Here is a 12,953-nt window from a genome sequence, read left to right as displayed (position 1 = left end):
TCCAGCCCCGCGCACTCGTCGCGGGGCTTTGTGTATCTGATGCCGTGCGCAATAAGCGCGTATAATCTCGCGTTTTAAAGCAGGCAGCCTAGCGAGGCTATCCGCTGCCTGCGGGCTGGTTTACGTCTTTCCGGGGTTTCTCGTGCACAAACAACAGTTTCTCTCGCGCATCGCCGACAAGTCGGCGGTTATCGGTATCGTGGGGCTGGGCTATGTCGGCCTGCCTTTGATGCTGCGTTTTGCCGAAGTCGGCTATAAAGTCATCGGTTACGACATCGATCAGGGCAAGGTTGACGCCCTGATGAACGGCCAAAGCTATATCGAACATATCCCGGCGACCAGCATTCAGGGGGCGCTGCTGGATGGTTTCGAGGCCACCTCCGATTTTGTCCGTGCCTCCGAGGCCGATGCGCTGATCCTGTGCGTGCCGACCCCGCTGAATAAATACCGCGAGCCTGACCTTTCCTTCGTGATCAATACCATCGACTCGCTGGTGCCTTATTTGCGCGCCGGGCAGCTGGTGTCGCTGGAGTCGACCACGTATCCGGGCACCACCGACGAAGAATTGCTGCCGCGTATCGAGTCGCGCGGCTTCACCGTTGGCGAAGATGCCTTCCTGGTGTTTTCGCCCGAACGTGAAGATCCGGGTAATCCGGACTTCACCACCCGCACCATTCCCAAGGTCTGTGGCGGCGTGACTCCGGCCTGTCAGGAAATCGGCGTGGCGCTGTATGGTGCGGTAATCGACACCGTGGTGCCGGTGTCCAGCACCCGTGCGGCTGAAATGACCAAGTTGCTGGAAAACATCCACCGTGCGGTGAACATCGGTCTGGTGAACGAAATGAAGATCGTCGCCGACAAGATGGACATCGACATCCATGAAGTGATCCGCGCCGCCGCGACCAAGCCGTTTGGCTTCGTACCCTACTATCCGGGCCCGGGTCTGGGCGGGCACTGCATTCCGATCGATCCCTTCTATCTGACCTGGAAGGCGCGCGAGTATGGCGTCAATACCCGCTTTATCGAACTGGCTGGCGAAGTGAACTCCGGCATGCCGGACTGGGTGGTCGCCAAGGTGGCCTCCGCGCTCAATAGCCGCAAGAAGGCGATCAACGGCAGCCGCGTGCTGGTGCTGGGCATTGCCTACAAGAAAAACGTCGACGATATGCGCGAAAGCCCATCGGTGTTCCTGATGGAAAAACTGCGCGATCTGGGCGCCGAGATCAGCTACAGCGACCCGCATGTGCCGGTCTTCCCCAAGATGCGCGAGCATCACTTCGAGCTCTCCAGCGTAACGCTGACACCGGAAGTTGTTGCCGGCTACGACTGCGTGCTGCTGGCGACCGATCATGACCGTTTCGACTACGCCATGCTCAAGGAACACGCCCAGCTGATTATCGACAGTCGCGGCAAGTTCCTCGACCCCGCCGACCATATCGTCAAGGCCTGATCATGCACGCATACGAAACCATTACCGATCGCAAGATCCGTTTTGCCCTGGTGGGCTGCGGTCGCATTGCGCAAAACCATTTTGCTTCGCTGGAACAGCACGCCGACAGGGCCGAGATCGTCGATGTGTGCGATATCCGCCCCGAGGCACTGCAAGCAGCCGTGACGCGCACCGGCGCGCGCGGTCATGCCGATTTGAAAAGCCTGCTTTCCAGCAGCAATGCCGACATCGTCATCCTGACCACGCCGTCCGGCCTGCATCCGGCGCAGAGCATAGACTGCTCGGAAGCCGGTTTTCACGTGATGACCGAAAAGCCGATGGCCACGCGCTGGGAAGACGGCCTCGAGATGGTGAAAGCCGCCGACAAGGCCGGCAAGCGCATGTTCGTGGTCAAGCAGAACCGCCGCAATGCCACCTTGCAGCTCTTGAAGCGCGCGATGCAGGAAAAGCGTTTCGGCCGTATCTACATGGTCAACGTCAATGTGTTCTGGACCCGTCCGCAGGACTACTACGACTCCGCCGCCTGGCGCGGCACCTGGGAGTTCGACGGTGGCGCCTTTATGAACCAGGCCAGCCATTACGTCGATCTGCTGGACTGGCTGATCGGCCCGGTCGAAAGTGTGCAGGCCTATACCGCTACGCTGGCGCGCAATATCGAGGTGGAAGACACCGGTACGGTCAGCGTCAAGTGGCGTTCGGGCGCCTTGGGCAGCATGAACGTCACCATGCTCACCTATCCGAAAAATTTGGAAGGCTCGATCACCATTCTGGGCGAGAAAGGCTCGGTGCGCGTGGGTGGTCTGGCGGTCAATGAAATCCAGCACTGGGAATTCGACACGCCGCATGCGATGGATAGCGAGATTGGCGACGTCAGCTACGCCACTACCAGCGTCTATGGCTTCGGCCACCCGCTTTACTACGACAACGTGATCAAGGTCATGCGTGGCGAAGCCGAGCCGGAAACCGATGGCCGTGAAGGCCTGAAGTCGCTGGAACTGTTGATTGCCATGTATCTGTCGGCGCGCGACGGCCGCCGTGTCAGCCTGCCGCTGGATTATTAAGCGGTGATGGACGGCGCAACACTAGGCTTGTTCCTGCTCGCTTGCGTGGTGCTGGCGGCGACGCCGGGGCCGGATATGCTGCTGATCAGCTCCCGCAGCTTGAGTCAGGGGCCGGCCGCCGGCTTTGTCACCCTGCTGGGCATCCAGCTGGGCACTTATTGCCATGCGCTGGCGGTGGCGCTGGGCTTGTCGCAACTGGTGCTGGCCGTGCCGCTGGCGTTTGAAGTGGTGAAGTTCTCCGGCGCAGCTTATTTGCTGTTTCTGGCTTACAAGGCGATACGCGCACCGGCAGATGCAGTCGGCGGTGGCTACGAAGCGGTGCGTTACGGCTTGCCGCGCCTGTTTGCGCAGGGCTTGCTGACCAATTTGCTCAACCCCAAGATGGCGCTGTTCATGCTGGCCTTGCTGCCGCAGTTCCTGTCTTTCTCGGATGGCTATGTGGTAGGGCAGGCCTTGCTGCTGACCAGCCTGCTCAATGGCGTGGGGCTGGTGGTGAACGGCATGGTGATTTTATTGGCCGGGCGCTTGCGCCAGCGCTTTGCCGCGTCCAGCGGCCGTCGCTGGCCGCAGTATTTGCTGGGTTCGGTGTTTGCCACGCTGGCACTGCGTCTGGCTTTAAGCGAGCGTTAGGCGCTCGCTCTTCATAAATAAGGTTGTTATGACTGCCACTATCCATTCCACCGCCATCGTCGACGACGGTGCGCAGCTCGGTGACGGCACCCGCGTCTGGCACTGGGTGCATATCTCGGCTGGTGCCCGCATCGGGGCGCGCTGTTCGTTCGGACAAAACGTATTTGTCGCGGGCGATGTGCTGATCGGCGACAACGTCAAGGTACAGAACAATGTGTCCATCTACGATGCGGTCACGCTGGAAGACGATGTGTTCTGCGGCCCGTCCATGGTGTTCACCAATGTGAACAATCCGCGCAGCCATGTCAGCCGCAAGCATGAATACCGCCGCACCGTGGTGAAAAAGGGCGCGACCATAGGCGCCAATGCCACCGTGGTGTGTGGCCATACCATAGGCGAGTACGCCTTTATCGGTGCAGGTGCCGTGGTGACTAAAGATGTGCCGCCCTATGCCTTGATGGTTGGCACGCCGGCACAGCGCCTGGGCTGGGTCTGCCAGTGCGGCGAGCGCATCAGCAGCTCGCTGGGCGAGCAGTTGTGCGCGGCCTGTGGCTCGCGCTACCAGATCAGCGGCAATAGCTGCACGCCCGTTTAGTTGATTTTTGCGTGGCGGCCATCTTTCTGCTGCCATGCGCTGCCAAATATAAGTGAGTGTATGTCCATCCAGTTTATCGACCTCAAAGCGCAGTACCAGCATCTCAAGAGCGACATCGATGCGCGCATCCATGGGGTGCTTGATCACGGTCAGTACATCATGGGGCCGGAAGTAGCCGAGCTCGAAGCGGGGCTGGCAACTTACGTCGGCGCCAAGCACGCCATCGGCGTATGCGACGGCACGGCTGCACTGCAAATTGCGCTGATGGCGCTGGGCATACAGCCGGGCGACGAGGTGATTACCACCCCGTTCACCTTTATCGCCACCGGCGAAATGATCGCACTGATGGGCGCCAAGCCGGTATTCGTCGATATCGACCCCGTCAGCTACAACCTCGACCCTGCCTTGATCGAGGCGGCAATCACGCCGCGTACCCGCGCCATCATGCCGGTCAGCCTGTATGGCCAGTGTGCCGACTTTGGCGCCATCAACGCCATTGCCGAAAAACATGGCATCGCGGTGATCGAGGACGGTGCGCAGAGCTTTGGCGCCACCCAGCACGGCAAGCGCTCGGGCAATTTATCGACCATAGGCTGCACCAGTTTCTTTCCGTCCAAGCCTTTGGGCTGCTACGGCGATGGTGGGGCGTGCTTTACCAACGACGAGCTGCTTGCCAAGAAAATGCGCGAAATCCGCATTCACGGGCAGGACAGGCGCTATCACCATCCTGTGATCGGCATCAATGGCCGCCTCGATACCATTCAGGCGGCGGTGCTGCTGGCCAAGCTGCCCAGCTTCCCAGACGAAGTCGAGGCGCGGGCCCGCATCGGTGCCCGCTACAGTGAACTGCTGCAGGATGTCGCGCGCGTACCGGTGATAGGTGCAGGCAATACTCATGTCTATGCGCAGTACACCATCGAAGTCGACCAGCGCGAGGCTGTGCAGGCCAGCTTGAAAGAAGCCGGTGTGCCTACTGCCGTGCACTATCCGATTCCGCTGCACCTGCAGCCGGCCTTTGCCTATCTGGGGCAGGGGGCGGGCAGCTTTCCGCTGGCCGAAGCGGCGGGCAAGCGGGTGATGAGCCTGCCCATGCATCCGTTTATGGATGAGGCAACGCAGGACACGGTGGTTGCGGCCGTCAAGCGGGCGCTGGGCTAAGCCGTGTTGCGAGTGCGTCTGAAGGCGCTGACGGCGGGCGACTTTGCGCGCAATGTGATGACGCTGGCCGGCGGTGCTGCTATTGCGCAGTTTTTGCCGCTGGCCGCATCCCCCCTGTTGACGCGTCTGTATACGCCGGCCGAGTTCGGCGTACTGGCCATTTATGTGGCCTGGTTGTCCAATCTCGCGGTGTTGATGACCGGGCGCTACGATATGGCCATTGTGTTGCCGGACGACGAGCAGCGGGCCGCCAATCTGATGGGGCTGTCTTTGTGGCTGTCGCTGGCCTTGTCGCTGCTGGTGTTGCTGGCGGTGTTGGCCGGACATCACGAGCTGTCAGCGCTGGCGCAGGCACCGGCCTTGTCCGATTTACTATTGTGGCTGCCGCTGTCCTTGCTCTTGGCTGGGGGCATGCAGGCATGGAATAGCTGGAATAACCGCCATCAGCGTTACCGCGCCAATGCTGGCGGGCGCATGGCGCTGGCACTGGGTATGACTGCGACCCAGCTGGGCGCCGGTTTTGCCGGTCTGGGCGCGCTAGGTCTGGTGCTGGGACAACTGGTCGGGCAGGGCGCATCACTCGTGGTACAAGCGTGGCACGATATCCGCCACCGTTTTGGCTGGCGTCAGGACGTCAGTCGGCCGGGCATGCGCGAGGTGGCCCGCGTGTACAGCGAGTTTCCGCGCATCAATGCGCCGCATGCCTTTATCGGCGCCTTGCAGGACACCCTGGCGGTGACCTTGCTGACGCTATTATCAGGCTCGGTCACGGTCGGCTTATACGGGCTGATGATGCGGGTGCTGAAGATGCCGGCGGCGCTGGTGGGGCAGGCGGTGGCGCAAGTTGCCTATCGCGATATGGCTGCGGCAAAGAACCGTGGCGAATCGCTATTGCCCTATCTTAACAAGACGCTGGCCATTTTATCGGCGCTGGCGCTGCCGCCGTTTTTCGTCATCATGTTGTGGGGCGACAGCCTGTTTGCCTGGGTGTTCGGCGAAGACTGGCGCATGGCCGGCAACTACGCGCGCGCCCTGTCGCCCTATATCCTGTTTCACTTTGTCGCCTCGCCCTTGGGCATGGTGCCGCTGGTGATTAACCGTCAGCGTACCGCTTTTGCCTTTACCGTCGCCGGCAGCGCCTTATTCCTGAGCGCGCTATGGGGCGGTTTTGTTTTCTGGCAGGACGTGAGCGCCGCTTTTGCGTTAGTCTCGGTAGTCATGACACTCTATTTCTCCTGTTACTTTGTCTGGTTATGGCGGGCGGTGCGGCCATGAGACTATGGGATAGCCTGCGTTTTCGCCTGTCCGGCCTGATCGGCCCGCGCATGGTGCTGGGCCTGACGCGCAGCGACGGCGTGCGCTTGCGCCGGGTGCGCATCTCCAACATGACCCGCATCGAGCATGCCCATAAGCTGCAGCTGGAAGACAATGTCTTTATCGGCCATTTCAATATGATTGATGCCTCCGGCGGGCTGTATATCGGCGAGGGCTGCCAGATCACCAACTATGTTTCGCTGCTGACCCATTCCAGCCACGATACCGTGCGCCTGTATGGCGCGGCCTATCTCGACCACCAGAACCATGTCGGCTATCTGAAAAAGCCGTCGGTGATTGGCGACTATAGTTTTATCGGCCCGCATACGCTGCTGATGCCGGGGGTGCGTCTGGGCAAGGGCACGCTGGTGTCGGCCTATTCGCGGGTGGATGCCGGGGAGTATCCCGACTTTGCCATTCTCGCCGGCAACCCGGCGCAGATCGTGGGCGACACCCGTAAACGTGATGCCGTATTTTTGGCTTCCCATCCCGAACTGCAACCTTTGTACAAGGCCTGGGCCGATGAAAATTAAACGCTTACTGCTGGTCGGCTCGGCCTCGGTGCATACCTGGCGCTATCTCGAGGGCATCGCCCCGCATGTGGGTGAAATCTGGCTGGCGACCAATGCCGAGGTGCCCGAAGGGCGCCGTCCGGCCAATCTCGCCGGCGTGCTGCGTGTCGATTTCCGCTTCTCCTCGTTTTCGGCGGTAGGCAAGCTGCGTGGCTGGATGAAATCGGTCAAGCCGGATGTCGTGCATATCCATCAGGCCAATAGCGTAGCCTGGCATGCGACGCGCGCCGCGCGCGGCCTGGATATCCCGCTGATGCTGACGACCTGGGGTTCGGATGTGCTGCTGCTGCCGGAGGGTAATCCGCTGATGGCGCAGATGGTGAAATCCAACCTGACCAGTGCCGATCTGATTACCTCGGATTCGCTTTATATGGCGGCCAGGATCCGCGAGCTGGCGGGCAACGGCAAGCGCATCGCCATTCTCAATTACGGCATGGATGCGCTGCCCGAGGCTGCGCCTTCTGCGACTAAATCCAGGCGCGTGCTGTCGTGCCGTCTGCACAAAAAGCTGTACCGTATCGACACCATTTTGCGTGCCTGGGCCGGGGTCGAGGCCTCGGGGCGTTACCCGGACTGGCGCCTGACGGTTGCCGCCAGTGGCGAGGAGAGCGGGGCGCTGCAGGCGCTGGCGGCAACGCTCAAGCTTGAGCGCGTCGACTTTACCGGCTTTGTGCCGGCGGCCGAGCTCTCTGCGCTCTATCGCGACAGCCGCGTTTTTGTCAGCGTGCCCAAGAGTGACGCGACCAGCATCAGCTTGCTGGAAGCCATGGGCCACGGCTGCCTGCCGCTGCTATCCAATCTGCCGGCCAACCTTGAGTGGGTGATAGATGGTCTGAATGGCCAGATTGCCGAAGACCTGGGTCGGCTGGATGCGGCGCTGATGCAGGCGATGGATGCCGCCACGGATGATGAAAAGCTCGACGAGATCGCGACGCTCAACCGCACGCTGATTAGCAAGAAAGCCTTGCACCGCGACAATATGGCGCAGTTTGCCGCCTTGTATGGCGAGCTGCTGCACTTACCTGAAAACGCCTGAAATCCTGATGAAAATTGTCCACCTGACCAGCGCCCACCCGCGCCACGATATCCGTATTTTCGTCAAAGAGTGCGTCACGCTGGCCAACGCCGGCTTTGATGTCAGCCTGATTGTCGCCGATGGTTTGGGCGAAGAAATCAGGCAGGGGGTGCGCATCCATGATGTGGGTGCCAAAAGCGGCGGGCGCATGCGGCGCATGACGGCGACCGTCAAGCGCGTATTCGATGCCGCGCTGGCGCTGCAGCCCGATGTGGTGCACTTTCACGACCCTGAACTGGTGCCTGCCGCGCTGCGCCTGAAGCAGGCCGGTATCAAGGTGATTTACGACGTGCATGAGGACATGCCGCGCCAGATTCTGGGCAAGCACTGGATACCCGGTGCCTTGCGTCCGCTGGTCGCGGGCAGCGTCGAGCGGGTGGAAGACTGGGCAGTGCAGCGTTTCGACGCCATTGTTACCTCGACCCCGCATATCCGTGACCGCTTTTTGTCACGCAACAGCCGCAGCGTGGCCATCTGCAACTTCCCCATTCTGGCCGAGCTGGTGCGTGATACGCCGTGGGAAGCGCGGCGCAATGAGGTGTGTTATCTGGGGAGTATCTCGCGCATACGCGGCATCGCGCCGATTATCGCCGCCTTGCCCGACACCGGCGTGCGGCTGAATCTGGCCGGCTTGTGGAGCGAGGCCGGGCTGTATGAAGAGATGCAGCGCGAAGCGGGCTGGGCACGGGTCAATGATCTGGGCGTGCTAGACCGTAGCGGGGTAGGCGAAGTGCTTGCCCGCAGCAAGATCGGTCTGGTGACGCTGTTTCCCACGCCCAACTATGTCGATGCGCTGCCGATCAAGCTGTTCGAATATATGGCGGCCGGCATGCCGGTGATTGCCAGCGATTTTCCGGTGTGGCGCGCCATTGTCGATGACGCCGGCTGCGGCCTCCTGGTTGACCCTGAGGACCCGCAGGCGATTGCCGCCGCAATACGCGAACTGATGGCCGATGAAGCACGCGCCCAAGCCATGGGCGAGGCCGGGCGCGCGGCGGTGCTGGCCAAATACAGCTGGGCGGCCGAGGGTGAAAAGCTGGTCGCCTTGTACCGGACGCTGGAGGCATGCTAGGGCGGACATCATCTGCCAGCATGCCCCATTCACCGTAAACGACGATAAGCTCCAGATGAAAATCCTGTATATCAACCACTACGCCGGCTCGCCCATGCACGGCATGGAATTCCGCCCCTATTACCTGGCGCGCGAATGGGTCAAGGCCGGGCATGAAGTGAACATCGTGGCGGCGGACTACTCGCACCTGCGCCAGCACAACCCCGAAATCTCCAAGGCCTACGCCGACCAGAGCATAGACGGCATCCGCTATACCTGGTGCCGCACGCCGCATTACGACGGCAACGGCGCGAAGCGGGTGGTGAATATTTTTGCCTTCCTGCGTCGGCTGATGGGCCTGTCCGGACGTTTTATCCGCGACTGGAAGCCGGACTTGGTGATCGCCTCCAGCACCTACCCGCTGGATACCATTCCCGCAGCCTTTATCGCCGGCAAGACCGGCGCGCGCCTGGCGTACGAGGTGCACGATTTGTGGCCGCTGACGCCGGTGGAAGTCGGCGGCATGAGCCCCAAACACCCGTTTATCCGCCTGTTGCAGTGGGCCGAAGACTTCGGCTACAAAAAGGCCGACACCGTGGTGTCGATGTTGCCATGTGCGCACGACTATATGGTGGCGCACGGCATGGATCCGGCCAAGTACGCGGTGGTGCCCAATGGCGTAGACGTGGCCGAATGGCAGGGCGAGACCGAGGCGTTGCCGGCAGAGCATCAGGCGGCCATCGCCCGGCTCAAGGCCGACAAGCGTTTTCTGCTTGGCTACGCTGGCGGCCATGGTCTGGCCAACGCGCTCGACTTTTTGCTGCAGGCGGCGAGCCGGCTGAAAGACGCGCCAGTGACTTTTGTGCTGGTTGGTGACGGCCCGGACAAGGCGGCGCTGCAGGCCGAGGCTAAAGCGCTGGAGTTGGATAATGTCGTGTTCCTGCCGGCTATCGCCAAGCGCGCGGTACCGGCCTTCCTCGCCGAAATGGACGCGCTCTATATCGGCTGGCGCAAACTGCCGATCTACCGCTTCGGCATCAACCCGAACAAGCTGTTCGACTACATGATGGCCGGCAAGCCGGTGATCCACTCGGTCGACGCCGGCAACGACATCGTCGCATCCGCCGGTTGCGGCATCAGTGTGACGAGTGAAGACGCCGACGCGATTGCCGGCGCGGTACGAGCCATGATGGCCGCGACGCCGAACGCGCGCGGACGCATGGGCGCGGCGGGGCGGCAGTATGTATTGGCCAACCATGATTACAAGGTGTTGGCGCGGCGGTTTTTACAGGCGTGCACTGTGCAAGCGAGAAGTGGATTGTGAGTGCGGAAATGAAGCAAGGGCAGGCAGGCTATCCAATTGAGGAAATCCATTGCGATTCACTGGATGAGTTTTGGGATGTCCTGTCCCCTATCGGTAGTCTTTCTCGCGGCTATATTTTCCGCGGGCAACGTAATGCAAGTTGGTCTTTGTTGCCGAGTGCACTGAGAAAGGACAATTTGGAGCGCTACCGCGGGTATCTTGCGAAAAATTCCGCTTCAGACAGTGTTATCGCATACGAGTTGGGGCTTCTGCGGTCTTTTGTTTTTGCATGTGATGTTAGCGGCTTGCCGATTAGTGGTGACTCTATTGCCTTTAGGAAGGAACTGGACTTTTCTGTCCTAGCAGATCGCTATCATCTCGATGCTCGTGCTTGGCCTGATATTGAGTTTGTCCCTCTACTCGCCTTGGCTCAGCACCATGCAATTCCAACCAGACTGCTCGACTGGACATATCGTTCCTATGTTGCAGCCTATTTCGCCGCTGAGTCGGCGTTGAAGTCCAACGAACAGGGTGTACAAAGACTGGCGGTGTGGGCTTTGCGAGCGGAGCAGCTATATCAGCTTCCTCAGGTGGAACAAGTTCGTTTGCCAGGCGCCGTGAGTGTGAATATGGCTGCACAGCAGGGATGCTTTGTGGTTGTCAGATCTCAGTACGGGCAGGGGCGGGACACTCCTGCTCCTAGCCATGATGAATACAGCCAGGATTCAATTGATTCTTTGGTCGTTGCTGCTGGACTAAACGAAGTACTCTCTAAAGTTACATTGCCGATTGAATTGGCAGGAGAGCTACTGTTGCGATGCGACCGGTTTGGTGTGTCAGCGGCAACCCTTTTCCCCGGATACGATGGTGCGGCAAGAAGCGCACTCGAATTCAGACTTGCAAGTATTAGCAGTGGAAGATTGATATGAGCGAACAAAAATTCCTGCCGTTTGCCCTGCCCGATATCGGGGAGGAAGAGATTGCCGAAGTCGTCGACGCATTGCGTTCCGGCTGGGTGACGACCGGGCCCAAGACGCGCCAGTTCGAAGCCGATTTTGCCGAATTTATCGGCGACGGGGTGGAGGCGATTGCGGTCAACTCCGCCACCGCCGGCCTGCATCTGGCGCTGGAGGCGATTGGCGTTGGTCCGGGCGACGAGGTGATCGTGCCGACCTACACCTTTACCGCCACTGCCGAGGTGGTGCGCTACCTGGGGGCCGACCCGGTATTTATCGATGTCGATCCGGTGACGCTGAACATGACGGCCGAGGGTTTCCGTGCTGCGATTACGCCTAAGACCAAGGCGGTGATGCCGGTGCACTTTGCGGGTCTTGCCTGCGATATGGACAACATTATTGCAGTGGCGCACGAACACGGCATCAAGGTGGTGGAAGACGCTGCGCATGCATTGCCGACGCTGTATCAGGGCAAGCTGGTTGGCGCGCTGGATTCGGACGTGACCGTATTCAGCTTCTACGCCAACAAGACCATGACCACCGGCGAGGGCGGCATGGTGGTGTCGAAAGACAAGGACCTGATCGCTCGCTGCAAGGTGATGCGCCTGCACGGCATCAGCCGCGACGCCTTCGACCGCTACCAGTCGAAGACGCCGGCGTGGTACTACGAAGTGATCGCGCCCGGCTTCAAGTACAACATGCCGGACATCGCCGCCGCGCTCGGTATCCATCAGCTGAAAAAAATCCGTCGCTTCCACGCCCAGCGCGAGGAGATGGCGACACGTTTCGATGCCGAGTTGTGCGATCTGCCGCTGATCCTGCCCGCGCGCCCGGCGCATGCAGCCAGCAGCCATGCCTGGCATCTGTATCCGGTGCGCCTCAAGCCCGAAGCCGGCATCAAGCGCGACGAATTCATCGTGCAGATGGCCGAGCGCGGCATCGGCTGCTCGGTGCACTTTATCCCGCTGCACCTGCATCCGGTGTGGCGCGACGGCTACGGCCTGACGCAAGCCGACTATCCGGCGGCGCAGGCGGCGTTTGAAGCCGAAGTGACCTTGCCGCTGTATACGCGTATGAGCGCCGAAGATCAGGCGCGGGTGATTGCCGCGGTGCGCGAGGTATTGGGCGCATGAGTTTGCCGGATTCCCGTCCTGTTTTGCCTTGCTGCGCGCCGGCCGGTCATGGTTCGCGCGCGCTCAAGCGCGTCTTTGATATCGTGGCGTCGTCGCTGGGGCTGCTATTGCTTGCGCCCTTGTTGATCGCGGTGGCGTTGTGGGTCAAGGCCGATTCGCCCGGGCCGGTGTTTTTCCGCCAGCTGCGGGTCGGGCGCGGCGGGGTGTTGTTCCGCATCCACAAGTTTCGCACCATGCAGGTTGGGGCCGAAGGCCGCGGCCAGCTGACGGTGGGGGCTGACGCGCGCGTGACCGGTGCCGGGCGTCTGCTACGCAAGACCAAGCTGGATGAATTGCCGCAGCTGATCGATGTCTTGCTGGGGGACATGAGCGTAGTCGGCCCGCGCCCCGAGGTGCCCAAATATGTCGCGCATTATCCGGACGAGGTGAAGGCGCTGGTGTTATCGGTGCGCCCCGGTATTACCGACTGGGCGTCGATCCGCATGATTGACGAGAACGAAATCCTGGGCGGGGCAGACAACCCGGAGCGGGCGTATATCGAGGAGATACTGCCGCAGAAGCTGGATTACTGCGTGCGTTATGCACAAAGCCATAGCCTGCTTGAGGATTTGCAGATCATCATGGCCACGTTGCTGAAAATCATCACGCGCTAAGA

13 protein-coding genes are annotated in these 12,953 nt (G+C 60.8%); all 13 read left to right on the top strand.

Going from position 1 to position 12,953, the window contains the following annotated elements; translation table 11 throughout:
• The first annotated feature begins 142 nt into the window (after window positions 1-142).
• The 13 genes from GQF02_RS14000 to GQF02_RS13940 are packed head-to-tail and all read left to right on the top strand — an operon-like array spanning window position 143 to window position 12,951.
• Complete coding sequence (locus tag GQF02_RS14000) at window positions 143-1,450, top strand: nucleotide sugar dehydrogenase (protein WP_160797992.1); 1,308 nt, start codon at window positions 143-145, stop codon at window positions 1,448-1,450.
• 2 nt (window positions 1,451-1,452) lie between these two features.
• Complete coding sequence (locus GQF02_RS13995) at window positions 1,453-2,511, top strand: Gfo/Idh/MocA family protein (RefSeq protein WP_160797991.1); 1,059 nt, start codon at window positions 1,453-1,455, stop codon at window positions 2,509-2,511.
• 6 nt (window positions 2,512-2,517) lie between these two features.
• Complete coding sequence (locus tag GQF02_RS13990) at window positions 2,518-3,141, top strand: LysE family translocator (RefSeq protein WP_220789495.1); 624 nt, start codon at window positions 2,518-2,520, stop codon at window positions 3,139-3,141.
• Between the two features lie 28 nt (window positions 3,142-3,169).
• The gene (locus GQF02_RS13985) at window positions 3,170-3,736 is read left to right on the top strand and encodes an acyltransferase (protein ID WP_160797989.1); all 567 of its coding nucleotides are present in this window, start codon (window positions 3,170-3,172) and stop codon (window positions 3,734-3,736) included.
• 60 nt (window positions 3,737-3,796) lie between these two features.
• Entirely contained in the window at window positions 3,797-4,894 is a 1,098-nt protein-coding gene (locus GQF02_RS13980) for a DegT/DnrJ/EryC1/StrS family aminotransferase (RefSeq protein WP_160797988.1), read from the top strand.
• Window positions 4,895-4,897: 3 nt separating this feature from the next.
• A complete protein-coding gene (locus GQF02_RS13975; protein WP_160797987.1) occupies window positions 4,898-6,169 on the top strand; it encodes a lipopolysaccharide biosynthesis protein in 1,272 nt (423 codons plus the stop codon).
• The gene (locus GQF02_RS13970; protein WP_124735736.1) at window positions 6,166-6,741 is read left to right on the top strand and encodes an acyltransferase; all 576 of its coding nucleotides are present in this window, start codon (window positions 6,166-6,168) and stop codon (window positions 6,739-6,741) included. The genes GQF02_RS13975 and GQF02_RS13970 overlap by 4 nt, the downstream gene beginning before the upstream one ends.
• The gene (locus tag GQF02_RS13965) at window positions 6,731-7,816 is read left to right on the top strand and encodes a glycosyltransferase family 4 protein (RefSeq protein WP_160797986.1); all 1,086 of its coding nucleotides are present in this window, start codon (window positions 6,731-6,733) and stop codon (window positions 7,814-7,816) included. The genes GQF02_RS13970 and GQF02_RS13965 overlap by 11 nt, the downstream gene beginning before the upstream one ends.
• Before the next feature lie 7 nt (window positions 7,817-7,823).
• A complete protein-coding gene (locus GQF02_RS13960; RefSeq protein WP_160797984.1) occupies window positions 7,824-8,927 on the top strand; it encodes a glycosyltransferase family 4 protein in 1,104 nt (367 codons plus the stop codon).
• Between the two features lie 55 nt (window positions 8,928-8,982).
• A complete protein-coding gene (locus tag GQF02_RS13955) occupies window positions 8,983-10,230 on the top strand; it encodes a glycosyltransferase family 4 protein (RefSeq protein WP_160797982.1) in 1,248 nt (415 codons plus the stop codon).
• Window positions 10,227-11,138, top strand: coding sequence for an FRG domain-containing protein (locus GQF02_RS13950; RefSeq protein ID WP_160797980.1), 912 nt, complete (start codon window positions 10,227-10,229; stop codon window positions 11,136-11,138). Before GQF02_RS13955 ends, GQF02_RS13950 begins: the two co-directional genes overlap by 4 nt.
• A complete protein-coding gene (locus GQF02_RS13945; RefSeq protein ID WP_160797978.1) occupies window positions 11,135-12,298 on the top strand; it encodes a DegT/DnrJ/EryC1/StrS family aminotransferase in 1,164 nt (387 codons plus the stop codon). The genes GQF02_RS13950 and GQF02_RS13945 overlap by 4 nt, the downstream gene beginning before the upstream one ends.
• Complete coding sequence (locus GQF02_RS13940; RefSeq protein WP_160797976.1) at window positions 12,295-12,951, top strand: sugar transferase; 657 nt, start codon at window positions 12,295-12,297, stop codon at window positions 12,949-12,951. Before GQF02_RS13945 ends, GQF02_RS13940 begins: the two co-directional genes overlap by 4 nt.
• The last annotated feature ends 2 nt before the right edge of the window (window positions 12,952-12,953 follow it).

Origin of the sequence: Craterilacuibacter sinensis, from assembly GCF_009831765.1 — a bacterium.
Lineage (GTDB): Bacteria > Pseudomonadota > Gammaproteobacteria > Burkholderiales > Chromobacteriaceae > Craterilacuibacter > Craterilacuibacter sinensis.
This window is presented reverse-complemented; position numbering and strand designations above follow the sequence as displayed.